This window comes from Nannocystis sp. RBIL2, from assembly GCF_026626745.1.
In the GTDB taxonomy this organism is placed as follows: domain Bacteria; phylum Myxococcota_A; class Polyangia; order Nannocystales; family Nannocystaceae; genus Nannocystis.
In genome coordinates this window covers 2,355,259-2,380,131 of the sequence record NZ_JAPNJW010000002.1, presented here as the reverse complement: position 1 = coordinate 2,380,131, position 24,873 = coordinate 2,355,259, and the positions used below count along the sequence as shown (strand labels likewise).

22 protein-coding genes are annotated in these 24,873 nt (G+C 72.5%); 15 read left to right on the top strand and 7 right to left on the bottom strand.

Going from position 1 to position 24,873, the window contains the following annotated elements; translation table 11 throughout:
- Window positions 1-3: 3 nt before the first annotated feature.
- The gene (locus tag OV090_RS34560) at window positions 4-2,115 is read right to left on the bottom strand and encodes an SUMF1/EgtB/PvdO family nonheme iron enzyme (protein ID WP_267708957.1); all 2,112 of its coding nucleotides are present in this window, start codon (window positions 2,113-2,115) and stop codon (window positions 4-6) included.
- Window positions 2,116-2,250: 135 nt separating this feature from the next.
- Here OV090_RS34560 and OV090_RS34555 point away from each other — a divergent pair, with 135 nt between their 5' ends.
- Complete coding sequence (locus OV090_RS34555) at window positions 2,251-2,751, top strand: HIT family protein (protein ID WP_267708956.1); 501 nt, start codon at window positions 2,251-2,253, stop codon at window positions 2,749-2,751.
- 82 nt (window positions 2,752-2,833) lie between these two features.
- On the opposite strand, the gene OV090_RS34550 is transcribed toward OV090_RS34555, so the two are convergent.
- The gene (locus OV090_RS34550) at window positions 2,834-3,844 is read right to left on the bottom strand and encodes a hypothetical protein (protein WP_267708955.1); all 1,011 of its coding nucleotides are present in this window, start codon (window positions 3,842-3,844) and stop codon (window positions 2,834-2,836) included.
- 337 nt (window positions 3,845-4,181) lie between these two features.
- On the opposite strand from OV090_RS34550, the gene OV090_RS34545 reads away from it, so the two are divergent.
- Window positions 4,182-5,243 carry an STAS domain-containing protein gene (locus OV090_RS34545; protein WP_267708954.1) on the top strand — a complete coding sequence of 354 codons (1,062 nt, stop codon included), beginning with the start codon at window positions 4,182-4,184 and terminating at the stop codon, window positions 5,241-5,243.
- Window positions 5,244-5,552: 309 nt separating this feature from the next.
- Here OV090_RS34545 and OV090_RS34540 read toward each other — a convergent pair whose 3' ends face one another.
- The gene (locus OV090_RS34540; protein ID WP_267708953.1) at window positions 5,553-6,776 is read right to left on the bottom strand and encodes an MFS transporter; all 1,224 of its coding nucleotides are present in this window, start codon (window positions 6,774-6,776) and stop codon (window positions 5,553-5,555) included.
- Window positions 6,777-7,103: 327 nt separating this feature from the next.
- Between OV090_RS34540 and OV090_RS34535 the strand changes: the two genes are divergently transcribed.
- From OV090_RS34535 to OV090_RS34525, 3 genes are all read left to right on the top strand, one after another.
- The gene (locus OV090_RS34535) at window positions 7,104-8,324 is read left to right on the top strand and encodes a hypothetical protein (protein WP_267708952.1); all 1,221 of its coding nucleotides are present in this window, start codon (window positions 7,104-7,106) and stop codon (window positions 8,322-8,324) included.
- A 189-nt stretch (window positions 8,325-8,513) separates the two neighbouring features.
- The gene (locus OV090_RS34530; protein ID WP_267708951.1) at window positions 8,514-9,095 is read left to right on the top strand and encodes a DUF6624 domain-containing protein; all 582 of its coding nucleotides are present in this window, start codon (window positions 8,514-8,516) and stop codon (window positions 9,093-9,095) included.
- 405 nt (window positions 9,096-9,500) lie between these two features.
- The gene (locus OV090_RS34525; protein ID WP_267708950.1) at window positions 9,501-9,935 is read left to right on the top strand and encodes an OsmC family peroxiredoxin; all 435 of its coding nucleotides are present in this window, start codon (window positions 9,501-9,503) and stop codon (window positions 9,933-9,935) included.
- Window positions 9,936-10,022: 87 nt separating this feature from the next.
- On the opposite strand, the gene OV090_RS34520 is transcribed toward OV090_RS34525, so the two are convergent.
- Window positions 10,023-12,194 (bottom strand): glycogen debranching N-terminal domain-containing protein, encoded by a 2,172-nt coding sequence (locus tag OV090_RS34520; protein WP_267708949.1) that lies wholly within the window; start codon window positions 12,192-12,194, stop codon window positions 10,023-10,025.
- 3 nt (window positions 12,195-12,197) lie between these two features.
- Window positions 12,198-13,241, bottom strand: a complete 1,044-nt coding sequence (locus tag OV090_RS34515; protein ID WP_267708948.1) for a glycosyltransferase family 4 protein — start codon at window positions 13,239-13,241, stop codon at window positions 12,198-12,200.
- Window positions 13,242-13,421: 180 nt separating this feature from the next.
- Here OV090_RS34515 and OV090_RS34510 point away from each other — a divergent pair, with 180 nt between their 5' ends.
- Both OV090_RS34510 and OV090_RS34505 read left to right on the top strand, forming a co-directional pair.
- Window positions 13,422-14,636 carry a zinc-dependent alcohol dehydrogenase gene (locus OV090_RS34510; protein WP_267708947.1) on the top strand — a complete coding sequence of 405 codons (1,215 nt, stop codon included), beginning with the start codon at window positions 13,422-13,424 and terminating at the stop codon, window positions 14,634-14,636.
- A gap of 11 nt (window positions 14,637-14,647) precedes the next feature.
- A complete protein-coding gene (locus OV090_RS34505; protein WP_267708946.1) occupies window positions 14,648-15,142 on the top strand; it encodes a hypothetical protein in 495 nt (164 codons plus the stop codon).
- 37 nt (window positions 15,143-15,179) lie between these two features.
- On the opposite strand, the gene OV090_RS34500 is transcribed toward OV090_RS34505, so the two are convergent.
- Both OV090_RS34500 and OV090_RS34495 read right to left on the bottom strand, forming a co-directional pair.
- Window positions 15,180-16,013 (bottom strand): hypothetical protein, encoded by an 834-nt coding sequence (locus OV090_RS34500; RefSeq protein ID WP_267708945.1) that lies wholly within the window; start codon window positions 16,011-16,013, stop codon window positions 15,180-15,182.
- Window positions 16,014-16,096: 83 nt separating this feature from the next.
- Window positions 16,097-16,906: a hypothetical protein gene (locus tag OV090_RS34495; RefSeq protein ID WP_267708944.1), complete on the bottom strand. Its 810-nt coding sequence runs from the start codon at window positions 16,904-16,906 to the stop codon at window positions 16,097-16,099.
- A 101-nt stretch (window positions 16,907-17,007) separates the two neighbouring features.
- Between OV090_RS34495 and OV090_RS34490 the strand changes: the two genes are divergently transcribed.
- From OV090_RS34490 to OV090_RS34455, 8 genes are all read left to right on the top strand, one after another.
- On the top strand, window positions 17,008-17,469 hold the full coding sequence (locus tag OV090_RS34490) for a hypothetical protein (protein ID WP_267708943.1): 462 nt from the start codon (window positions 17,008-17,010) through the stop codon (window positions 17,467-17,469).
- Window positions 17,456-18,304, top strand: coding sequence for an HTTM domain-containing protein (locus OV090_RS34485; protein WP_267708942.1), 849 nt, complete (start codon window positions 17,456-17,458; stop codon window positions 18,302-18,304). Before OV090_RS34490 ends, OV090_RS34485 begins: the two co-directional genes overlap by 14 nt.
- Window positions 18,305-18,447: 143 nt before the next feature.
- Complete coding sequence (locus OV090_RS34480) at window positions 18,448-19,239, top strand: fatty acid desaturase (protein ID WP_267708941.1); 792 nt, start codon at window positions 18,448-18,450, stop codon at window positions 19,237-19,239.
- Window positions 19,240-19,243: 4 nt separating this feature from the next.
- Window positions 19,244-20,110, top strand: a complete 867-nt coding sequence (locus OV090_RS34475) for a fatty acid desaturase (RefSeq protein WP_267708940.1) — start codon at window positions 19,244-19,246, stop codon at window positions 20,108-20,110.
- An 8-nt stretch (window positions 20,111-20,118) separates the two neighbouring features.
- Window positions 20,119-20,877 (top strand): enoyl-CoA hydratase/isomerase family protein, encoded by a 759-nt coding sequence (locus OV090_RS34470; protein ID WP_267708939.1) that lies wholly within the window; start codon window positions 20,119-20,121, stop codon window positions 20,875-20,877.
- Window positions 20,878-20,881: 4 nt separating this feature from the next.
- Window positions 20,882-22,015 (top strand): cyclopropane fatty acyl phospholipid synthase, encoded by a 1,134-nt coding sequence (gene cfa / locus OV090_RS34465; RefSeq protein WP_267708938.1) that lies wholly within the window; start codon window positions 20,882-20,884, stop codon window positions 22,013-22,015.
- 6 nt (window positions 22,016-22,021) lie between these two features.
- The gene (locus OV090_RS34460) at window positions 22,022-22,486 is read left to right on the top strand and encodes a hypothetical protein (protein WP_267708937.1); all 465 of its coding nucleotides are present in this window, start codon (window positions 22,022-22,024) and stop codon (window positions 22,484-22,486) included.
- A gap of 233 nt (window positions 22,487-22,719) precedes the next feature.
- Window positions 22,720-24,813 carry a DUF4215 domain-containing protein gene (locus OV090_RS34455; RefSeq protein ID WP_267708936.1) on the top strand — a complete coding sequence of 698 codons (2,094 nt, stop codon included), beginning with the start codon at window positions 22,720-22,722 and terminating at the stop codon, window positions 24,811-24,813.
- Window positions 24,814-24,873 lie beyond the last annotated feature (60 nt).

Here is a 24,873-nt window from a genome sequence, read left to right as displayed (position 1 = left end):
CGCTCATTCGGTGTACCAGGGATACAGGGTGACGTCGCCTACGTCGTAGGTGCCGGCGCCGTCGAGAACGATGGTGACCGCGTCGAAGCGGACAGTCGACCCGCCGGGCGTGCCCGGGCCCTTGGTGTCGTCGACGGCGACCGCGAGCTCGCCGTACGCCACGCCCTTGGCGCTGAACCCGCCGGTGGCGTTGCTGCGCACCAGCTTGTCGCCGACCCACACGGGCACGCCGCGGACGAGCTTGCGAGACACGCCGTCGGGGACGAGTCGACCGCGGACGGTGTACGCCTCGCGGGCGGACGGTTGTTCGCCGCGACCGAGCAGCCAGGTGGTCCCGGTGTGACCGATGGCGAGCAGCAGCGGTCCGCGCGGACCACCGCCGGCGAGCAGGCTGAGATCGAACCCGCCGGCCAGCGAGATCTCGACCTGCGGCGCGCCGGTGGCCGCGTCCAGGCCGACGAGGATGTCCTTCGCGCGCCTGACGTAGACAGCGTCGTGGTCGGCCAGCAGCACGTCGGGTTCGAGGCCGTCGCGCCGCCACAGCTCGCGACCGCTGACTGCGTCACGCGCCCGCAGCTCGGCCTTGCCGCGGCGGTCGGGGACGTCGAAGGCGAACAGGCGGCTGTCCTCGAGGACAGCCGGTGCGGCGCCGCCGTCGATTGGGTCGAGGCCCCACACGCAGCGCGCGGCGCCGCCGGCGATCCGCCCGAGCTCGGCGCCGGTGGCGGGGTCGAGCCGGCGGTGACCGTCGCGCCCGGGCTCCTCGACGATCAGGGCGCCGTCGCCGGTGACGACGCCGCAGCCCTCGCCGACGGCGACGCCGGACCAGAGCAGCGCGCCGGTGGTCGGGTCGAAGGCGAGCAGGCCGCGGTCGCCGCGGACGTAGCCGCGCTCGCCGTCGGTCCACAGGTGACTGGCGCGGGTGAACGGCTCCTGCTCGCCGCCGCGGAGGCGCCACAGCTCGCGGCCGTCGGCGAGGCCGAAGCCGACGATCGCGTCGACCTGCTGGCCGTAGATCTCGGCGACGAAGGTGCGCGGGGCGACGAACTGCTCGTAGGTCGAGCCGTAGTTGGCGAACGGGATCTGCCAGCGGATCCGGGAGGTGCCGCGCTCGATGGCGACGAAGCGCAGGGTGCTGGACCAGCCGCCGCGCATGAGCAGGAGGTCGGGGCCGAGGCTGCGGACCGGGCTGAAGTCGCGCAGGCCCTCGGGCAGGGCGGCGCTCTCGACTGCGCCGGGGAGGCCGAGGACGTCGGGCTTGCCGTCGTCGACGCCGACGAGCCAGTCGTCGCCGACCGGCCACCAGCGGGCGGCGTCGAGCCGGGTCTCGTGGCGGCGCACGATCGCGAGGTTGGCCAGCGGGCGCTCGGGGGCGTGCCGCGGCGCGGGAGCGGCGAGCACCGGCAGATCGACCTTGGCCGGGACGTAGGGGGTCCAGACGTCGAGGTCGACCGGGTCGACTGCCGTGAACGGGGCGACGACGCAGCGCACGCCGGAGGTCGCCTCGGGGACGTAGGGCGGGTCGCGGACGAAGTCGAGGCGGGGCTCCTCGCGCCAGCTGCCGCCGCGCAGGCGGGGGAGCTCTTTATAGACGGTCCACTCGGCGACGTTGCCGGCGAGGTTCTGCACGCCCTCGGGGCTGGCGCCGGCGGGGTGCTGTCCCACGGGACAGGTGCTGGCGGTCTGATAGCAGGCGCGGGTGCTGTCGAGCGGGATGTTGCCCCACGGCCAGGTGCCGCCGCCTTCGCGCGCGTGGGCGGCGTACATCCACTCCTCGTCGTTCGGGAGGCGCTTGCCGAGCCAGCTGCAATAGGCGCGGGCTTGCTCGAAGTCGACGCAATTGACGGGGTGGTCGCCGCGGTCGGCCCGGGTCAGGTTGCACTCGGCGACGTCGCCGACGACCGTGGGGGTGCAGGCGCCGGCGTGGACGCAGGCGCCGTAGGCCGCGGTGGTGACCTCGGTGATGTCGATGCAGAAGCGGTCGACCTGCGCGGGGCCGAGGCTGCCGCCCTCGACGAGGACCATGCCCTCGGCGCACGGGTTCTGCGGCTCGCGCGCGTGCTCGTGCGGGGTGCAGGCGAGGAGCGCGACCAGGCCGAGCCAGCGACGGGTCATGCGAGGACGCTATCACGGGGCCCGCACAGGCGCGCGCGCGGCCGGGGCCCGAAGGTCACGCGGGCGGCGGGAATGCGCGGGGTCGGTGACGCGTCCGCGGCCGGGCGCTGTGGGATACTCGCGGCGCACCCGGTCATGCCGACGCTGATTTCACGCGACGAGGGGCTGCGCCGCATCGAGGCCGAGGGCGGCGCGCCCGAGTGTCTGATGTGCGCGATCGTCCGCCGCGAGGTGGGGGCGGTCCACGCGATCGCCGAGGACGCGACGATGCTGGTGATGCTGCCCCGCTACGTGCGCCGCTGGGGCCACGTGATGGTGGTCCCGAAGCCGCACGTGACGTCGTTCGCGGAGGTCGAGCCGGCCCTGTGGGCCCGCGCCAACGCGATGGCGCACCAGGCGGCGCGGATGGTCGAGCGGGTGATGCGGCCGCGTCGCTGCTACGTGGCGTCGACGGGCAGCAGCGCGGGCGAGATGACGCAGACGTCGCGCCACCTGCACGTCCACGTGATCCCGCTGTACGAGGCCGACGACCGGCCGAGCGACGTGTTCTCGTGGAGCGAGGGGATCTACGTCGGGTCGCCGGAGGAGTGGGCGGCGCTGCAGGCCCGCTACCGCGAGGTCTGGGACGCGAGCTGACCTTCGGGGCAGGTGGCAGCGGGCTGGCGGATTGGGCCGCCACAGCGAGGTCGGGATGCGAGCTGACCTTCGGGGCAGGTGGCTACCGCGAGGTCTGGGACGCGAGCGGAGCTTCGGGGAAGGTCGCGTCGGGGCGGTGGACCAGCGGCTCGCCGGCGGGATCGTAGCCGCGGAGGGCGGCGGCGACTGCGGCGAGGTTGGCGGGCGTGGGTCGATAGCGCTCGTTGTCGAAGGCGAGGCGGGCGTGCCAGCGGTCGAGCGGGGTGGGCTCGCGCGGGGCGGTGGGCCACACCGCGGTGGCCGGGGCTCGCAGGGCGGCGGGGGGCAAGTGGGCGAGGTCGCCGCGGCGGAGCGACTCGAGTAGGTCGAGCTCGGCGTCGAGGCGAGCGCGGATCTCCGGGGTCGCGACCGACCACGCGGCGACCTGCGATTCGTTGCAGACGACGTACTCGCGGAAGGCGATCGGGTCGTCGGGGCCGTCGCGGACGTGATAGACGGCGCCGATCCGGCCGGGGTCGGCGAGGGCGACGGCGAGGTCGACTGGCTCTCCGGACATGTCCTCGAGGACAAACGGCTCGGCGGCGTGCGGGCGGAAGCCGACCACGAGGGCGTCCTCGGCGAGGTCGATGCGGACGAGGGCGTCGCCGTAGCGGCGCTCGCCGAGGCCGAGAGTGGTGGCGAAGGGGCTGGTCCAGGCGTAGCGGCGGCGGCGATGGCCGGGGTGGTCGCGGAGGAGCGCGGCCAGCGGGTGAGCGTCGACGAGGCCGTCGAGCGCGCGCAGGTAAGGCGAGCGCTCGCCGACGTCGCTGTCGGCGACGAGCAGGCGCCGCGAGCGGCGGAGGGCGTCGATCTGCGCCGGGGTGGTCCAGGTGTAGAGGACGCGGCGGGCGAAGTCGTCGTGGTGGACTGCCGCGTCGTCGCGTGGGGCGGCCGGTCGCGGGAGGTCGGGAACCGGCTCGGAACGTTGATCTGCGGGCTCTGGCGGCTGCGAGGCGTCGAGGGGGCGCTCGCCTGCGTCGCGCGCCGGGCCGCATGCGAGGACCACGAGGCACCAGGCGGCGCGGGTCGGCGAGCGGCGAGGAGGTCGGCGCACGCGGAGAGCATAGCCCCGTTCGAGGGGTCGCGAATAGCGGGCCAGGGCGCGGGGCAGAATGGACATTCTCGATCCAGGTTTTTCCAGATTCGCCGCGGCGCCAGGTGCGATGATTGGGCGCAGACGTCGTATGGGACGAGCGGGCGGAGCGGCGGGCTGGCGAGCGAGGGAGCGCGCGCCCGCGCTCGATTGGTGGCACCGCGGTGAGGCGGTGTAACACGTTTCAGTAGCGCGCGATCGCGGACGCCCGAGAGTGCCGACAGTCGCTGCGGCGGGCGCGGCGCCGGTACGAATGTTCGCCCGGGCGGCGGCGGGCGGCGGTATAAACATACCGTTCATGGCCAACGCGAAGATCAACATCGGCTTCGATATCGAATGGGATCTCGACCGCGGTTTGAATCTGTGGGCTGGGGTGCCGACGCTGAGCATGTGGGTGCCGTCGTCGGTGGCCGGGTTGATGTCGGGCCTGTGCGCGATGGTCGGGGTCGAGCGCTTCAACCTGTGCCTGCACCTCGGCGGGCAACAGAGCGTGGAGGGCGACTGGGAGGTGATCGCCGGCGCGCCCAGCTTCGAGGAGGGGCTGCTGGCGCTGCGGGCCATCACCTGGCCGGCGGGGTGGGGCCGCTGGGAGCTGCTGGCGCTCGACCGAGAGCGACGCGTGGCCCGCTACCGGGTGGTCAACGGCTGGGAGGCGCTGTACCAGCGGGCGCTGGGGGTGCAGTGGGGCAGCGCGATGATGGCGGGCAAATTCGCGGGGCTGACCGCGAGGCTGTTCGGGGTGCCGTGCTGGGCCGAACAGACCAGCTTCGCCGCCGACGGCGCCGAATACGACGAGTTCGTGGTGACGCCGACGACGGTGACGCTCGAGGAGCGGATGCAGCAATTGCTGGCGGCGGGGCAGGCGACCAACGCGGACCTGGCGGTGGCGCTGCAGCAGCTGAAGACGGAGATCGAGGAGCGGGCGCGTTCGGAGCAGCAAGTGCGCGAGAAGCTGCTGCTGATCCAGCAGCAGGAGCGGGCGCTGCGGACGCTGTCGGCGCCGATCCTGCAGGTCTGGAGCGGGATCCTGGCGGTGCCGGTGATGGGCGCGCTCGACGAGGCGTCGGCGGCGACGCTGATGGAGCGGCTGCTGCACGCGATCGAGGGCTCGGCGACGCAGCACGTGATCCTCGACCTGACCGCGGTCGAGCTGGTCGACACCAACACCGCCGACCACCTGCTCCGCATCGTCCGCGCGGTCGGCCTGCTCGGGGCGCGGGTGATCGTCACGGGGATCCGGCCGGCAGTGTCGCAGACGCTGGTGTCGCTCGGGGTCGATCTGGGCAAGATCCTGACGCAGCGGAACATGGAAGAAGGGCTGCGCGTGTGCCTGGCCGGCGAGGTCGGGCGCCGGAACTGAGGTGGCGTCCTGGCGCGTGGAGCCGGATCTGCCGCGCGGGGGCTCGCGCGCTGCCTGGACCCGAAGACGCGAGCGACTGCGCCACGCGCGTGGCGACTGCCTCGGCAATGACGGCAGTCGCGGAGCTTCGCCTGCCCCGGCGATGATGTCGACGGAGCGGTCCGGTGATGTGGCGATATGCCAATCGCGCGACCGCGCGACGAGTAGAATGGAAATGATAGCAGTCGCGTGACGGCGGTGGTTGGGCAATGATAGCAGTCGTCTGACGCGCGGCGATGGTTCCGACCATGATGCCGGGCACGGCCGGCGTCACGCGGGCGGGCGGGTGCGGACGAGCAGGACGAGCAGGCCCCAGGCGAGCAGGCCGGCGGCGGCGCCGAGCCAGCCGGCGCCGGCGGGGAACAGCAGGGCGTCGGCGACGACGGCCCCGAGCAGGCCGCCGACGCACTGGGCGCAGGTGTGGGCCATGAGGTCGATGGCGGCGAGGCGGCCGAGCATCGCGTTGGGCGTGAGGAGCTGCAGCCGGGTGGTCGAGGTGACCCAGGTGGCGCCCATGCCGAGGCCCCACAGCACCGAGGCGACGACGAGGACGGTGGGGGCGTCGAAGGCGGCGAACAGGGCGACGCCGGCGAGGGTGACCGCGGTGCCGAGGTGGATGCCGGAGACGGTGCCGCGCAGGCGGGCGACGCGGGCCCACAGCAATGGGCCGACGCCGGTGCCGATGCCGCGCACGCCGTGCATGACGCCGAGAGTGACCGCGACGGCCCCGGCCTGCTCGCGCCCGGCGACGGCGTGCAGCAGGACCCACGCGCCGCCGTTGGCGAGGGCGACGGGGATCTTGGCGAGGGCGACGTGCAGCAGGGCCGGGTCGCGCCAGGTGCGGCGCCAGGCGGCGAGGAAGTCGGGCGAGACGACCATCGAGGCGGAGGCGTCGCTGGCGGTCCGCTCGCCCGGCCGCAGGCGCGGGAGGGTGGCGAACAGCAGGGCCGCGAGGACGAAGGTGGCCGCGTCGATCGCCAAGGCGCCGTGCGGGCCGACGAAGGCGGTGACGAACCCGCCGGCGGCGACCCCGAGGGCGAAGATGGTGCTCCAGGTGGCGCCGAGGAGGGCGTTGGCGGCCCCGAGCTGGTGCGCCGGGACGAGCTGCGGCAGCGCTGCGCTGGCGGCCGGATCGGTGAAGGCCGACAGGGCCATGCGCACGAACACGAGGGCGGCGAGGGCGGCGGTGCCGGCGTCGCCGCTGCCGACCACCGCGATCATGACGAGGACGACGAGGGCCCGCAGCAGGCTGCCGACGACGAGGATGGTCCCGCGATCACGGCGATCGGCGAGCCGACCGGCGAACGGCGCGAGCACGGCCCGCGGCAAGGTGTGGGCGACAAGGACGGCGGCGACGCCGTAGAGACCTGTACTTTCGGACAGGGCGAGGGTGCCGACGGCGACGTAGGTGAACCAGTCGCCGAACAAGGAGATCGCCTGGGCGATCCACAAGCGCCGGAAGTCCCGGTTGGCGAGCAGGCCCGGCGTGGACACGCGGCGATGATAGGCGAGCGAGCCGCCGCGCGGGGCGCCCAGACGCGCGGGCCGGCGTGCGCTGAGGCGCGTGCGCGCGTGAAACCCGGCGGGCGAAGTGCGGTGCATGCAGGGCGCGCGGTGGCGGCGGCGCGGCGGTGGGCGCGGTGACGGGGCGAGGGGCGAGGGGCGATGCGATCGTGCGGCGGGGAGGAGGCGCGGCGCGTCACTGCAGGGCCCGGCGAGTCGTTGCGAGGGTGGGGGTCGCGGGGGTCGCAGCGACGGTGCCAGCGGGCGAGGCGCGTGGGCGATGGACAGGGGGCGCGGGCGCTCGCTACATTCGCTTGCGTGTCGGAGTTCGACGCCCTGCCCGCGGAGGAGCGCCGGAGGTGGCTGCTCGAGGGGCTCGGGGCGCTGCTGCGGCGGGCGGACTGGCAGCACTTCGTGTGCACGCCGCTCGTGCTGCCGCGGCCGGAGTTCTTCCCCGACCGCTTCACGCGCAGCGCGGCGGGGGTGCTGCGGCTGGTGCGGCGGCTGTTCCGCTACGCGGATCTCGAGCTCGGCGCGGAGATCGAGCTGTACGAGGGGCGACCGCCGGCGCCCGAGGGGCCGATCGCGCTGGGAGCGACGCATCACCACGAGGGCGCGGCCGGGCTGTTCCTCGGCATCGATGGCGGGGTCGCCCGCTTCGGCGCCGACCTGGCGCTGCTCGACGATCCGGGCGGGATCACTGCGACTTTGGCCCACGAGGTGGCGCACGCGTATCGCTCGCACCACGCGCTGTGCGTCGAGGACCGCGACCTCGAGGAGGAGCTGACGGACATGACCGCGGTGTTCCTCGGCTTCGGGGTGCTGAGCGCCAACGCGGCGCTGCGCCACACTTCGGAGCAGATCTACGACGGGACGTTCCGCTCGCGCTGGTCGGTGCAGCGGCTCGGGTACCTGTCGCCGCAGGAGCTGTGCTTCTTGCTGGCAGCGCAGGTCCACGCGCGCGGGGCCGGCCGCGAGGTGGTGCTGGCCTGCCTCGGCACCAATCAGGCCAGCTACTTCCGGGCGGCGCTGCGCTGGCTCGAGCGCGAGCGGCCGGCGCTGGTGAGCGAGCTGGGGCTGCCGCCGCGCGCGAGCTGGCCGCCGCCGGACAGCGTGGCGACGCTGACGCGGGCGCTGGACGACACACACGACGAGCTCGAGCGCGACGAGCCCATCGCGCCGGCAGTGCCCGAGAAGGTGTCGAACGTGGGCCGCCCGGTGTTCCGCGTGTGGCGGCGCAGCCGCGCCGAGCAGGCCGCGCTGGCGCTGCCGATCGGGATCGCCGGGCTCGTCGGGTGCGTGGTCGCGGCGATGTTCCACGAGGGGTGGATCGCCGCGGTGATCGTGGTGTCGGTGCTCACGGTCCGCCTGGCCGGTCGCCGTCGCCGGCCGTGCTGTTCGGAGCCGGAGTGCCAGGCGCTGCTGACCCGCGCCGAGGGGACGTGCCCGGGCTGCGGGGGGACGATCGCGGGGGACATCGGCCGCGCAGAGGAGCGGTTGGCCGCGGCCGAGGCGCTGCGGCTGCGGTCGGGAGGGTGAGCGGGGGATGCTGCGATGGCATGTCTCGAAGGACATGGCAGAAGAGCAATGTTTGAAGCGACATGCTGTGAGGGACATGTCCATGGCCGACCGGGTCGATGTCGTAAACGTCAGGGATTCTCGGTGGGGCGAGTTCCGGCTCGCTGCTGACGGGTTGCGCGCGGACGCGACCGCGGCAATGCTCGGCGCATGGACGAGGACCTGCGCGCCGACCTGATAAAGTGGATCGCCGAGGACGACGAGACGCGGGAGCGACTGGCGCGCGACGGCAGCCTGTTCGCTGGTTACCACCCGGAGATGGAGGCGGTGCACCGACGCAACGCGGTGCGCCTGCGCGAGGTGCTGGCGCGGGTCGGCTGGCCGGGGCGAGCGCGGGTGGGCGAGGACGGGGCGAGCGCGGCGTGGCGCATCGTGCAACACGCGATCGGCGAGCCGGCGCTGCTGCGCGGCTGCCTGCCGCTGCTGCAGCGGGCCGCGGCCGAAGGCGAGGCCGATCCGGCGGAGGTGGCGATGCTGGAGGACCGGATCCGCGTGTCCGAGGGCCGGCTGCAGCGCTACGGCACGCAGTACGACTGGAGCGAGGACGGCTCCGCGATGGTGCCGATGGTCGGGGTCGAGGCGCCGGAGTCGCTGGCGGAGCGGCGCGCGGCCGTCGGCCTGCCGCCGATGGTGTGGCGCCGGCCGCCGCCGCCCGGCCAGTCGCCGCCGGCAGATCGCGCGGCGCGTCAGGCCGAGATGGAGGCGTGGGCGCGTCGGGTCGGCTGGCGCTGAGGACATGGCCTGAAGGACATTGTTCCAAGGGCAGGCACATGTTCGTCGGGACAGAGGTTGGCGAGCCGCCAGGACGCTCGCCGCGAGCGACGACGCGAGTAGGAACGCGGCTCCGGTTCGCGCAGGCGATCGCGGTGCTGCGAGTTCGCGGCGCACGGCCGTGGAATCGACGGCGCGAGCGTGGGCCCGGGTTCGCCGGAGGGCACGCTTCCTGCGCGCCGCGGCGTCGGGGCGGGCCGGCGTGGGGAGTTCGGTCCACACGGTCGTCGACGCGGTCGCGGGCCGGCAGCGCCACGGTGTTCTGCTGGGGATGACCGGCCGAGCCCGCTCGAGCCGGTGCTCGGTCGGTCGGGCGACGGCGCCGTGAGTCCGGCGTCGTGCTATTTTCCGCGGCCGGAGACACCGATGGGAATCAGCAAAGCCAGCGCACAGTGGGAAGGTTCGATCAAGACCGGCAAGGGTTCGATGAAGCCGGAGCACGCGCCCGAGATCCCGTTCTCGTTCGCCTCGCGGTTCGAGGGCCAGCCGGCCAGCAACCCCGAAGAGGTGGTCGGCGCGGCGCTGGCGGGCTGCTTCTCGATGGCCCTGTCGCTCAGCCTCGAGAAGGCCGGGACGCCGCCGCGGTCGATCCACACCTCCGCGGCGGTCAAGCTCGAGAAGGACGGCGAGGGCTTCTCGATCACGACGATCGAGCTGACCACCGAGGCCGACGTGCCGGGGCTCGACGCCGACAAGTTCGGCGAGATCGCCGAGGCGACCAAGAAGGCGTGCCCGGTGTCGAAGGCGCTGGCGGGGGTCCGCACGATCGCGCTCAAGGCGTCGCTGCGCCCGCAGCAGTGAACGGGTGAGGCCTGGCCTTCGGGCCAGGTGGTGCGACGGATCGGGGACGCGGGTGCGATGCGTCCCGATCCGTTGCGACCGCGACCTTCACTTGATGGCGACGATCTCGACCGGGCCGCGGCGGCCGAGGATGTGGATGCCGACGTCTTCGGGGTGGCGGTGGAGGGCGAGGTCGATGTTGCCGGTGCCGACGCGGAGGTTGCGGAGCGAGACCCGCTCGAGCGCGGGGGGCAGGGCGGAGCGGAGGAAGCGGACGCGGCCCTCGGTGCCGTCGACGCTCATGCCGAGGGCGGCTTGCAGCAGCAGCAGCGGGGTGGTGGCGGCCCAGGCCTGCGGCGAGCAGGCGACCGGGTACATCGTCGGGCCGGCGCCGTCGCGGCGGGGGAAGCCGCAGAACAGCTCGGGCAGGCGGCTGAGCTCGGCGAACCGGGTCGCCTCGAACAGGGCCTCCATGACGCGGAGGACGTGGTCCTTGAGGTTGTAGCGCGACAGGCCGAGGGCGATAAGCGCGTTGTCGTGGGGCCAGATCGAGCCGTTGTGATAGGACATCGGGTTGTACCGCCGCTCGCGCGTGCTGACGGTGCGGATGCCCCAGCCGGAGAACATATCGTCGGCGAGCAGGTGGTCGGCGAGCAGACGCGCGCGCTCGGGCAGGGCGATGCCGCTGAACAGGCACTGGCCGGCGTTCGAGGTGCGCACGCGACACGGCCGCTTGCCGCCGTCGAGCGCGAGCGCGTAGCCCTCGAGGTCGTCGCACCAGAACGCCTCGTCGAAGCGGGCGCGCAGGCGTTCGGCGCGGGCTCGCAAGATCCGGGCGCGGCCCTCGTCGCCGAGCAGCTCGGCCAGGCGCGCGCCGCCCTGGCACGCCGCGTAGACGTAGCCCTGGACCTCGCACAGCGCGATCGGGCCCTCGGCCGGGCTGCCGTCGGCGTGGAACACCGCGTCGTGCGAGTCCTTCCAGCCCTGATGGAGGAGGCCGGTCTCGGAGCGCCGGCCGTACTCGACGAAGCCGTCGCCGTCGAGGTCGCCGTAGCGCTCGATCCACATCAAGGCGCGCTCGATCTGCGGCCACAGCTCGGCGATCGTGGCGCCGTCGCCGGTGTGCTCGTGGTAGGCGGCGGCGAGGACGACGAACAGCGGGGTGGCGTCGACGCTGCCGTAGTAGCGCTTGAACGGGATCTCGCCGAGCGCGGCCATCTCGCCGCCGCGGATCTCGTGGACGATCTTGCCGGGCTCGGCGTCGGCCGCCGGGTCCATGCGGTCGGCCTGGCTGGCGGCGAGGAAGCGCAGGACGCCGCGCGCGAGGTCGGGGCTGACCCACATGGCGGCGAGGGCGGTGACGATCGCGTCGCGCCCGAACGGGGTCGAGAACCACGGCACGCCGGCGTACGGGTAGAGGCCGGCGGGGGTGCGCGTGATCATCATGCGCAGGTCGGCGAGCGAGCGGCAGATCCAGTCGTCGAACTGCTCGCTCGAGCTGTCGATGCTGCAGTCGTGGGCCGAGAACTCGTGCAGGACCTCGATCGCCTGGGTGAGGGCGGCGCCGTACGGGATGTCGGCGGGCTGCTCGTCGCCGACCTCGCAGGCGACGGCGACGGCGACCTCGCGGGTCATCTTGGCCGCGAGGTGGAGGCGGTACAGCACGCGGTCGGGGGCGCGGACCTCGGGCGCCGGGTCGAAGCGCAGCCGGGTGCGCCGCTCGACCCCGTCGAGGCCGGTGTAGGCGAGCACGACGGAGCTGTCCGAAAGTTCAGGTGAGTGGATCGTGCCGCGGCGCTCGCGGCGGGTGCCGCGGACCTCGAACACGTCGGCGAAGTCGGCGGCGAAGGCGATCTCGAGGTCGACGTCGACCGCGTCGGGGCCGTAGTTGGTGATTCGGAGGCGCTCGTGGCAGGCGGCCTGCCACAGGAACTTCTCGCGCGCGAGGTGCAGGGTGCCGTGGTGGATGACGGGCTCGCCGCCGGGCGGCAGGTCGGGGTTCATCATGTCGACGACGAACACGGTGTTGTCGCGGCTGACGGTCGAGCTCAGCAGCGGCAGCGGCTGGCCCTCGAGGCGCAGGCGCAGGGCCGAGAGGAAGCGGGCGCCGTCGTGGTAGAGGCCCTGGGCGCCCAGCACGCCCCACGGGCGGATGTCGCCGAAGCGGTCGAACACGGCGAAGGTGTCGCCCTGCTTGAGCACGCGGGCGCCGCTCAGGGTGAGCGAGGCGGTGGCGAGGATCTGGAACCGGTCCTCTTCGTCTTCCGCGGACTTGGTCATGGCTCACGCGGCCACTCCGCCGCGGTCCTCCACGATCGCACCATAGAGGCGCATGTAATCGCGGGCCATGCGCTCGGCGCTGAAGCGGCGTTCGAACCGCTCGCGGCAGCGTCGGCGATCCAGGGTCATCGCTCGCGCCGTCGCCGCCGCGGCCGCGTCGAGCGAGTCGACGCAATAACCGGTGACGCCGTCGTCGAGGACCTCGGGGATCGAGCCGCAGCGGAAGGCGATGACCGGCGTGCCGCACGCCATCGCCTCGATCATCGCCAGGCCGAACGGCTCGGGCCAATCGACGGGGAACAGCAGGCAGCGCGCCTTGCCGAGGAAGGCGCCCTTGTCGGCCTCGCCGATCTCGCCGACGTACTCGACCAGCGGATCGGCGAACAAGCCGGCGACCTCGCGCTCGTAGTATTCGCGGTCGTGGCGGTCGATCTTGGCGGCGACCCGCAGGCGCATGCCGAGCCGGCGGGCGATCGCCACCGCCCGGTCGACCCGCTTCTCCGGCGAGACCCGGCCGAGGAACGCCAGGTAGTCGTCGGGCTCGGGCTCGAAGCGGTAGAGGTCGAGCGGGATGCCGTGATAGACGTTGCCGATGAATTGGGCCTGGGCGAGCGGGCGGCGCTGGGCCAGCGAGATCGAGACCACCGGCATGTCGGCGAACTCGTCGTAGACGGCCTGCAATTCGCGGATGTCGAGGCGGCCGTGCAGCGTGGTCAGCTGTCGCAGGCCGAGCCGGCGGCTGAGCGGGAAATGCAGGTAGTCGATATGGAAGTGGACGACGTCGAATTCGCGGGCGCGCCGCGCGACGCGCTCGAGCTGGCGGATGGTCGGCGCCAGCGGGTCTCGACATTCGGGGTCGAGGCGCAGGGCGCGGGGGCAGATCGGGTCGAGCTCGGCGCGCGTGCGCGAGTCGCCCGAAGCGAACAGCGTGACGTCGGCGCCGGCGCGCACGAGCTCCTCGGTCAAATACGAGACGACCCGCTCGGTGCCGCCATACTTGTGCGGCGGTACGCTCTCGAAGAGCGGTGCCACTTGCGCGATGCGCATGCGCGACCTCCATCCCCCGCGGGGCGGGCCCGAAGCTAGCGCGATTCCCAGGGGTCGCAAGCGGGCTGCGGGCGGCGCCCCGCGGCCGCGGCAGCGGACTCAACGGATTCGGCCGCCGCGCCGTCACACCAGGACGGGAGGCGGGTTGCCGCGCGGGCGAAACGTCGCATAAGCGCCCCCATGCGAGCAGTCGTCTTTCGTGATGTGGGGGACATCCGCCTCGAGGATGTCGCCGAACCGAAGCTGCGCGAGCCCACCGACGCGATCGTCCGGCTGACCGCCAGCGCGATCTGTGGGACCGACCTGCACATGATCCGGGGCAGCGTGCCGGGCATGCAGGCGGGCACGATCCTCGGCCACGAGGGCGTCGGCGTGATCGAGTCGCTCGGCAAGGAGGTCCGCAACTTCCGCGTCGGCGACCGGGTGGTGATCCCGTCGACGATCGCCTGCGGCTATTGCTCGTACTGCCGCGCCGGCTACTTCGCCCAGTGCGATCGCGTGAACCCCAAGGGGCCGCAGGCGGGCACCGCGTTCTACGGCGGGCCGGCCGAGTCGGGGCCGTTCCACGGGCTGCAGGCCGAGAAGGCGCGCATCCCGTTCGCCGCGGTCAACCTGGTCAAGCTGCCGGACGAGGTCAGCGACGACCAGGCGCTGCTGCTGTCGGACATCTTCCCGACCGGCTACATGGGCGCCGAATACGCCGAGATCAAGGACGGGGATACCGTGGTGGTGTTCGGCTGCGGCCCGGTCGGTCAGTTCGCGATCCTCAGCGCCAAGCTGATGGGCGCGGTGCGGATCTTCGCGGTCGACAACGAGCCGTCGCGCCTGGCCATCGCCCAGGCCCAGGGCGCCGAGATCATCAACTTCGACGTCGACCACCCGGTCCAGACGCTGCGCGCGCTGACCGGCGGGATCGGGCCCGACCGCGCGATCGATGCGGTCGGCGTCGACGCCTGCCACGCGCACCGCGGAGCCGCCCGCGCCGAGGCCGAGCGCAAGTACGACCAGCACGCCCGCGAGCTCGAGGAGGTCGTGCCGCGCTCGAACCCCGACGGCGAGCACTGGCACCCGGGCGACGCGCCGTCGCAGGCGCTCGAGTGGGCGGTCGAGGCGCTGGCGAAGGCGGGCACGCTGTCGATCGTCGGGGTGTACCCGCAGACGGCCCGCTTCTTCCCGATCGGCCAGGCGATGAACAAGAACCTGACGGTGAAGATGGGCAATTGTCATCACCGCAAGTATATCCCCAAGCTGCTCGACCTGGTGAAGAGCGGCATGGTCGACCCGCTGCAATTCATCACCCGCGTCGAGCCGCTGACCGACGTCATCGCCGCGTACAAGGCGTTCGACCTGCGCCGGCCCGGCTGGCTGAAGGTCGAATTGCGGCCGGAGTCGTGATGCGCGCCGGCATGCTGGCGGCCGCCGTCGTCTGTTCGCTGGCGCCGGCGGCCGCGGCGGCCCGGGTCGCGCCGCCGGAGGACCGAGAGATGGTGCGGCCCGACGCGGAGGGCGAGCCGCCGCCCGGGACTGTGCCGACGCCGATGGTGGCGATCACGCCGCCCGACCTGCTGCCGCCGGTGATCCCCGAGCGGCAGTGGCGGGCGGAGCGGCGCAAGGTGAAGATCAAGGCCGCAGCGTCGTGGACCGTGGCGATCGTCGGACTGGTCGGCACCGCGGTGCCGCTGGCGATCCTCGGCACCTGCGGCGACCAGCATCAGGGCAGCTTCGTCCGCGACTGTCCCGACCGCCGCGGGGCCCTGATCGCGGCGCCCATCTTCGTAGCGGTAGCGGTCGCAGGATTGGTGCCGGCGGCGATCTTCACCGACCGCCTGTTGTATCAGCGGATCCCGGAGCGCGCGCCGCAGGTCGCGGTCGGCGCGGGCGGGCTGCTGCTGCGATTCTGAACGTCGCGCCGGGTGTGGTGATTGTGTCGACCCCGATTCATTCGGGGATGATGAACACGTTGAGCTTGTCGCAGAACACCGCGTCGAACGGACCGGCGATGCCGCCCTGCAGGCTGCCGACGAGCCGCGGGGGATCGGCCGGATCGTGCTCGGCCCAGTTGCCCGCGAGCTCGTCGATGACGACGGCGTCGGGGCGCGCGACCTCGCCGAGCATGCCCTGGGCGAAGACGCTGGCCGACACCGGCCAGGTGCCGATCCAGCCGCCCTCGCGGAACGGATCGCTGAACACGTCGCCCCAGAAGATCGGGCCGGAGCTGCCGTTCTTGTCCTGCAGCTCGCTGGCGGGGTCGGCGGCCGGCGAGACGAACATCAGCACCGGCATGAACGGCTCCTCGCCGAAGCCGGAGAAGCCGAACCAGGCGCGCTGGGCGGCGAACGGGCCGATCGTGGAGGTGCCGCTGACCATGGTGCCGGCAGGAGCCTCGAGGGTGCAGCCGAACAGGCCGGAGGTCGGGCCCGGCTCGAAGACGTCGAACTTCGGCTGAGGATCGACGGTGGTATGGCGGCTCGGATCGATGGTGGTGTCGCTGGGATCGATGACGGTCGTGGTGCCCGGGTCGATCGCAGTGGTGGCGCTCGGATCGATCGCCGTGGTGGCGCTCGGATCGACGGTGGTCGCAGTGGTGGGCTGCGGCGGGGCGCCGGTGGTGGGGAGCGTGGCGGTGCCCGGGGCGTCGGTGTTGGTGCCGGTGGCCGGCGGTGCATCACCGGTGCTCGGCCCGGCGGTGCTGCCGTCAGTGTCGCCGAGCGGGCGCTCGGTGCAGGCGAACAGGACGAGCGCGAAGATGAATGGCGAGCGAGGTGTCGGCATGAAGGTCTCGATCGGTGCTGTGTGATGGAGATGGAGGTCGCCTGCACTCGTCCAGCGAGCGCGGGGCCGGCGAGCGGGTGGCATCATTCGGGGAAGACGTTCTCGACCAGCTTGTCGCAGAAGACGGCGTTGATCGGGCCCGAGATCGCGCCGTTCAGGGTGCCGACGAGCCGCGGCGGATCGGCGGGATCGACGGCGTCCCAGTTGCCGGCGAGCTCGAGGATGTCCACCGAGCCTTGCGGCCGGGGGAAGGTGATCATGTCGTTGGCGCGGACGCTGAGGTTGGCGGCCCAGCTGCCGATCCAGCCGCCGAAGAGCAGGGGTTCCGTGACGATGTCGCCGAAGTAGACCGGACCGGTGCTCCCATCCTTCTCCGCGACCTCGACGGCCGGGTCGGCCTCGGGCGAGACGAACAGGATCGTCGGCTTCTCCTGATCGTCGAAGCCCCACCAGCCGAAGTAAGCGCGGGTGGCGGTGAACGGGCCGAGCTGGGTGTCGCCGACGACCATGGTGCCGGCAGGAGCGTCGAGGTCGCAGCCGACGAGGCCGGCGGGCCACTGCGCGGCGGGGAGGTCTAACTTGACGATGGTGGTGCTGGTGGCGGTGTCGCTCGGATCGTCGGTGGCGGCGGTGCCGTCGGTGTTGCCGTCGTCGGTGGTGGTGGACGGGGCGACCGTGGTGGCGGAGTCGTCGGTCGTGGTGGGCGGGACGGACGTCGTGCCGGTGGAGCCGGGGCTCGTCGAGCCGACGGTGGCGCCGGAGCTCTCGCCGTCGGTGCCGGGGGCCTCGCCGGTGCTCGGAGCGGTGGTGCCGGTGTCGGTGTCGCCCGTGGGGCGCTCGGGACAGGCCGGGACGAGGAGGACGAGGGTCAGCAGCGCGCGCGGAGAGGGCATGGTTCGTCAACATGACGTGGCCGGCCGCGGAGCGATCCGTCAAAGCCTCGAGGCGGCGCGCGCGGGCGCTGCGACGGCGCGGAATTTGTTAGGGTCGAGCGGTGACGACGACGACGGCGACGCGGACCCGGGCGCTCGTGTTCGTCGCGGTCGCGGCGGGGCTGATGCTGATGCCGGCGTATCGCCAGGTGTTCGGCGGCCGCAGCCGGTTCGTGCGCGACTGGGAGCTGTTCAACGAGGTCGGCGTGGGGCTGGTGGTCGCGGCCTTCAGCGTGCGCGACGGGGACGGACGCGAGACGCCGATCGATCGCTACGCGGCGCTGGGCCGCGAGCGCCGGATCGCGCCGCGCTGGCTGCGGACGATGACGGGCGAGGCGGGGCTGCTGCGCGTGGCCAGCGAGCTGTGCGGAAAGCTCGGGCCGGTCGACCTGCGCGCGCGCGCCAGCATCGCTACGATGCAGGGCTGGGTGCCGCTGCACGCCGGCGAACACGACCTGTGTCGGCCGCTGCCCCCGCGGCCGCAGATCCCGGGGACGCGGCCGCGCGGTCATGAAGACCCCTGAATCGCATGGGGTGCGCCTGGTCGAGTGGGCCGGGGCCGAGGGCTCGACGGTGCCGATGGCGCTGATCCGGATCGGCCTCGCCCTGCTGCTGTGGGCCCGCTGGGGCGAGGACATGGTGCTCGTGCAGGCCGAGGGCCCGGCGATGCTGGCGCTGTCGATCGGGTTCTTCGCGGCGACTGCGATGATGCTCGTCGGGCTGTGGACGCGCGCTGCGACCGCGACCGCGGCGATGGTGGTGGCGACGATGTACTTCGCGGTCGGGGCCGCGGGCGGACGCACTGCGTGGATCCACCACCACCACTTCTTGCTGATGTCGGCGACCGTGCTGTGCGCGCTGACGCAGTGCGGGCGCTCGCTGTCCCTCGATCGCTGGCGGGCGCTGGCGCGGGCGCGTCGCCTCGGGCTGCCGGCGCCGGAAGAACGCGGGCCGCTGCTCGGCCTGCGACTCATGACTGCGCAATTGTCGGCGGTGTACCTGTGGAGCGCGATCGACAAGTGCGAGCCGGGTTTTTTGTCGGGGGCGCGGCTCGAGCAGCTCGCAGGTTTCTACTACGCCGGATCGGACCTGCCTCTGGGGACAGCTCTGACGATCGTGTCGGCGACGGCGGCGTGGACGGTCGTCGCCCTGGAGTTCGCGCTGGCGATCGGGGTGTGGCGACCCCGGTGGCACCGCTGGCTGCTGCCGCTGGGCGTGGCCTTCCACGCCGGGCTGTACGTGCTGCTGCCGGTCCACACGTTCTCGGCGACCATGGTGCTGCTGTACCTGGCGGTGATCGATCCGTCGGCGGTCCACCGGGCGGTCGCCGCGGTCGCGCCGCGGGCGGACGATGTCTGAGGTTAACTTTCAGACATGTTTGATGCATCATGGCGAAAGGGCCATGTCATGGGGTGAAGCGGCGGCCCTGGATCCGCCGGTGCGGACGGCGGCGGGCGTCGGCGTTGACTTGTGCGGGCGGCGCCTGATAAAGGATCCGCGCGGTGCTCGCGGTCCTTCTCCTCTGCGTCGGGTTCGGTTGGCTGGCCAACATCAGCATCAGCGTGTACGCCCATCGCGCGCTGGCGCACAAGGCGGTGGCGCTGCATCCGGCGCCGGCGCACGTGTTCCGCTTCCTGATCTTCCTGACCACGGGCACGCGGGTGCGGGCATGGGTGGCGGTCCACCGCAAGCACCACGCGTACGTCGACCGCGAGGGCGACCCGCACTCGCCGGTGGTCCACGGGATCGCGCCGATCTTCTTCGCCGGGTACCGCTATTACTTCCGCGAGAGCACCAACGAGGCGACGCTGCGGCGGTTCGGGCACGACTGCCCGGATGATTGGCTGGAGCGCATCCTCTACGAGGGGCGCAGCAACCTCGGGCTGGCGCTGCTGGCCGCGATCTATCTCGGGCTGCTGGGGCCGTGGCTGGGGCTCCTCGGCTTCGCGCTGCAGCTGATGTGGATGCCGCTGTGCGCCGGGGTGATCAACGGGCTCGGGCACCACGCCGGGTACCGCAATCACGAGACCCGCGACGGCAGCCGCAACGTGGTGCCGCTGGCGGTGGTGATCGCGGGCGAGGAGCTTCACAACAATCACCACCGGTTCCCGCGCTCGGCCAAGTTCTCGACGCGGTGGTGGGAGTTCGACGTCGGCTGGGCGGTCATCCGCGCGCTGGCGGCGTGCGGACTGGCGCGCGAGCTATACGTATACGACCGCAAGTGGCGGCCGGGGGCGCCGCTGCCGGTGGTGCGACCGGCCGAGGCGGCGCCGTTCGAGGCGGCCGGGAGCTGAGAAGATGCACGACGGGCGCCGCAAGGGTTCGCTGCCGCTGTCGCAGCTGTCGTGGTCGGCCGCAGGCTTCTACCTGCTGGTCCACGCGCTGTGCCTCGGGGTGGTCTACACGGGCCTGTCGTGGCACGCGCTGGCGCTGTTCGCCGGCGGCTTCGCGGTGCGGATGTTCGCGCTGACGGTCGGCTTCCACCGCTACTTCGCCCACCGGGCGTTCAAGACGTCGCGGTGGTTCCAGTTCGTGCTGGCGCTGCTGGCCAGCACGACGCTGCAGGGCGGGGTGATCTGGTGGGCCGAGACGCACCGCCGCCACCACCGCAACGCCGACACCAGCCGCGACCTGCACTCGCCGCATTTCCAGGGGTTCTTCTATTCGCATTACCTGTGGTTCCTCGACCGCCGCAACCGCGTGACTTGCCACGAGGCGATCCCCGATCTGGCGCGCTACCCCGAATTGCGCTGGCTCGATACGTGGCACTTCGTGCCGTTCGCGGCGATGTGCGTCGGCCTGTACCGCTGTTGGGGCGCGGAGGGGGTGCTGTGGGCCGGGCTGTTGCCGACGGTGCTGATCTGGGAGATCACGCACTGGGTGCAGTCGTTCAGCCACGCGTGGGGCGGCTACCGCCGCTACGCCAGCGACGACCTCAGCCGCAACCACTGGCCGCTCGGGGTGCTGGCGCTCGGCGAGTTCCACAACAACCACCACCGCTTCTCGTCGTCGGCCCGCCAGGGCCACGTGTGGTGGGAGTTCGACGTCGGCTGGTACGTGCTGCGCCTGTGGGCGGCGCTCGGCCTGGTGTGGGACCTGAAGACGCCGACGAACCTGTCGCAAGAGACATCCGGCGCGAGCGAGCGCGGGGAGCCATTCGTATGAAGTGGAGCGTGGAACGCAGCGAGGGCGCGGTGATCGTCACGATGCGCTCGAACCCGGTCAACCGCATGAACCCGGAGTTCTTCGCCGACCTCCACGCGGCGTTCGACGAGGTCGAGCGCGACCACCCGGCGCTGCCGGTGGTGCTGACCGCGGAGGGCAAGACGTTCTCGGCCGGGCTCGATTTCGAAGACGTGTTCCCGCGGTTCGCCCGCAACGACATGGACGAGCTGCAGGCGTGGTTCGCCGAGTTCCGCGGCAGCCTGCTGCGGGTGTTCACCCTGCCGCGGCGCACCGTGGCGGCGATCAACGGCAACACGTTCGCCGGCGGGCTGATCCTGGCGGTCGCGTGCGACGTGCGGGTCGGCGCCGAGGGCCGCGCGCGCTTCGCCATCAACGAGGTGCCGGTCGGGATCCCGATGCCGTGGACGTACATCGAGATGGTCCGCTACGCCCTCGGGACGCCGGCGACCGCCGAGATGACGCTGTCGGGCCAGCTCTACGACGTCGCCGGGGCGCAGCGGCTGGGCGTGCTCCACCGCGTGGTCGCGCCGGAGCAGCTGCTGGCGACGGCGCTCGATGAAGCGCGGCGGATCGGGGTCGACAGCGCGACGGCCTACGCGGCCAGCAAGCAGGCGCTGCAGCAGCCGACGATGGCGGCGATCGCCGCCCACCCGGAGCTCGACCGCATGGCGATGCAGGTCGTCATGGCTCCCGACAGCGTGCGCGCCCAGGCGAGCGCTCTGGCGGCGCTGAAGAAGCGGGACTGACGGCGTGGCGGGCGAGGGCAGCGCGGCGCGGCGCGCGGTCGAGCAGGCGCTGGAGCGCGCGGGGGCGCGCGTGGACGGACCTGACCCATGGGACATCCACGTGCACGACCCGCGGTTCTGGCGGCGGGTGGCGCTCGGCGGATCGCTGGCGCTCGGCGACAGCTACATGGACGGCTGGTGGGACTGCGCGGCGATCGACGAGCTGACCGCGCGGGTGCTGGCGTCGAGCGGCGACGAGGCGGTGCTCGACTGGCGCACTGCGGCGCTGGCGACGGCGTCGCGGCTGGTGAACCTGCAGTCGAGCCGGCGCGCGGGGCAGGTGGCCGAGGTCCACTACGACCTCGACACCGAGCTGTTCGCGGCGATGCTCGGGCCGACGATGGCCTACTCGTGCGCGTACTGGCGCGCGGCCGACGACCTCGACGCGGCCCAGCGGGCCAAGTTCGAGCTGGTCTGCGCCAAGCTGTACCTCGGGACAGGTGAGTCGCTGCTCGACATCGGCTGCGGCTGGGGGGGGCTGGTGCGCCATGCGGTCGACAGCCGCGGCGCGCGGGCGGTCGGGGTCACCGTGTCGGCGCCGCAGCGCGACTGGGCCGCGGCCCACGACGACGGGCGCGGGGCCGAGTACCACGCGCTCGACTGGCGCGACCCGGCGCTCGCGCGCATGGGCCCGTTCGACAAGCTGTGCAGCGTGGGGATGTTCGAGCACGTCGGCCACCGCAACTACCGCGCGTTCTTCGAATCGGCGCACCGGCTGCTCCGCGACGACGGCCTGTTCCTGCTGCACACGATCGGCAACGAGCACGGCCGCACCGACGCCTGGCTCAATCGCCACATCTTCCCCAACGGAGCCCTGCCGGCCACCGCCGACATCAGCCGCGCGGTCGGGGGCCTGTTCGTGATCGAGGACTGGCACAACTTCCGCGCCGACTACGACCGCACGGTCACGACCTGGCACGCGAACTTCCTCCGTCACGCCGAGGCCCGCGGGGCGGCGATGCCGACGCGGTTCCGGCGGATGTGGAGCTATTATCTACAGACGATGGCCGGGTCGTTCCGCGCGGGCTGTCGCAATCAGCTGTGGCAGATCGTGCTGTCGAAGCGCGGGGTGCGGGGCGGGTACCGATCGATCCGCTGAGAGGGCATGAAGGTGCGAATCAGGTATTGGGGGTGGGTGCTCGGGTCGTCGCTCGCGGCGATGCTCGTCGCCTGCGGCGGCAAGGACGGCGAGGAGGCCGCCATGGCCGCGTGCGCGGCGGCCGGGTCGGAAGCCGCGTGTGAGGCGATCCGGGACTCCTCGTATTTCTGCGCGTGGGTGCGGAGCGTGGTCGTCACGGGCGACTGCGAGACCGTCGACGAGCCGGTGTGCGTGGCGGTGGTCGAGCGGCCGGCCCCGCCGGCCTGTCTGCCGATTCGCGGCTGCCTCGGATCGCAGCCGGGGCAGCCCGGGAAGTTGAGCGCGCCGGGGTTCCGCGAGGAGGAGCCGGGCGTCACGCGGCTTGTCGACGTGTGTTTCTCCGCTGTGCTCGGCTACGACCCGTGCGAATCGGGCGTCGCGGCGGACGCCGCCGATCCGGCGTGCGCGTGCGTGTGCGATTCGGCGCCGTAGCGCGGCTTCGGGCGCGTGCCGGCGGGCCGTGAGTCGGGCCCTGGTGCGATGATTCATCAGGGCGAAGTTCCGCGCGGCGTCGCCGGCGCTGAATCACGCTGGTGCAGCGCCGACGCCTGCGATCGCCGCCGCGTAATTGTCCGCGGGGCGAAATCATACGACTTCACGCATTCGCTCGTGGGGGCACGACATTGCGCGTTGCCGGTATCTCTGCCGGGCTCTACTGTCGCCGGATGCGATTTGAGCGTTGGGTAGTGAAGGGCGATCTGTGCGCTCTGGCGATGACGGCGGCGCTGGCGGCGGGCTGCGGCGGGAGGGGCGAGGCGACCACGGGGGTCGACGAGACGAGCACGGGCACGGGCACGGGCACGGGCACGGGCACGACGGCGGTCGACGAGACGACGACGGGCACGCCGGGCAGCTCGACCACGGAGTCGGCGTCGGCGAGCGAGACGGGGACCGCCGCGACGTCGACCACGGACGATCCGGGCGAGACGGACACCGACTCGACCACCGGCTCGCCGGTCGTGTGCGGCGACGGCGTGGTCGAGGCCGGCGAGGAGTGCGACAACGGGGCGGACAACGGCGACGACAAGGCGTGCAAGGCCGACTGCACGCCGAACGTGTGCGGCGACGGGGCAGTGGGGCCGGGCGAGGGCTGCGACGACGGCAACGGCCGCGACGGCGACACCTGCACCAACGCGTGCGCGGTGCCGGAGTGCGGCGACGGGGTGGCCGGGGTGATGGAGGCCTGCGACGACGGCAACGACGTCGACGACGACGGGTGTACCAACGCCTGCACGCTCGCGGCCTGCGGCGACGGGCTCGTCCAGGCGGTGAACGGCGAGGAGTGTGACGACGGCGTGGGCAACGGCGCCAGCGCGGCCTGCACCGCGGAGTGCAAGCACGCGGCGTGCGGCGACGGCTTCGTGCAGGACGGCGTCGAGGCCTGCGACCTCGGCAAGGACAACGGGCCCGGGCAGGAGTGCCTGGCAGGCTGCGTGCTCAACGTGTGCGGCGACGGCGACCAGAGCCCGAGCGAGGCGTGCGACGACGGCGACACCGAGCCCGGCGACGGCTGCAACGCGGCGTGCGAGCTCGAGGCGTGCGGCAACGGGGTGCTCGACGTCGGCGAGGCGTGCGACGACGGCGACGCGGACAACGACGACGACTGCACGACGCTGTGCAAGCTGCCGATCTGCGGCGACGGCTTCCTTCAGGCCGGCATCGGCGAGGCGTGCGACCTCGGACCCGACAACAAGGACACCGGCGACTGCACTCTCGGCTGCAAGCTGCCGACCTGCGGCGACGACCTGGTGTGGGAGAACCACGAGCAGTGCGACGACGGCGTCAAGAACGACGACGAGGCGTGGTGCAAGTCGGACTGCACCGACAGCGTGTGCGGCGACGGCTTCAAGGGGCCGAACGAAGAGTGCGACGACGCCAACGTGAGCGACGACGACGCCTGCACGAATGTGTGCAAGAACGCGGCGTGCGGCGACGGCTTCGTCCAGCCGGGCGAGGAGTGCGACGAGGGCGACGGCAACGCCGACGACGCGCTGTGCACCGGCGCCTGCCAGCAGGCGGAGTGCGGCGACGGCCTGGTGCTCACGGGCGTGGAGGAGTGCGACGACGGCAACCCGATCGACACCGACGCCTGCGTGGCGCAGTGCAAGGCGGCGACCTGCGGCGACGGCTTCCTGCGCATGGACCTCGAGCAGTGCGACGACGGCAACGCGGTCGCGGGCGACGGCTGCGACGCGGCGTGCAAGATCGAGCTCGGCGCGCAGGTCAAGCTGACGGGGCTCGGCGTGGCGGTGCCCGACGGGACCTACAAGGGCTCGATAGCGACGATGGCGTGCGTCAACCTGAACGTCAACAACCCCAACAAGGTCGCCGACGTCACGCTGCAGGTCGGCATCACCCACACGTGGGTCGGCGACCTGGTGTTCAAGCTGGTCAGCCCCGACTTCAAGATCCTCACGGTGATGAGCCGCCCCGGCTATACCGAGCTGGCCGACGACGGCGTGTCCGGCTCGGGCGGCGACTCGTCGGACCTGTCGAAGAACTTCCCGGTGCTGTTCCGCGACGGCGGGCTGAAGAGCGCCGAGCTGATGGGCAACACCCTCGCCGACAACCTGACGGTGTGCCAGGTCGACGGCGCCTGCGACTACTTCCCCAACCACGGGGCCGGCCCCGGCCTGAGCTTCGCCGACTTCGACGGCAGCCCGGCCAAGGGGATGTGGCAGTTCTGCGTCGGCGACCGCGCCGGTTCGGACGTCGGCACGATCGACAGCGTGACGCTGACGCTCACGATGATGCAGTGAGCCTCGCGTGAGGTCGACGGCGGTCGCGGGCTCGCCCGCGGCCGCCGGGTGACCCGGCCG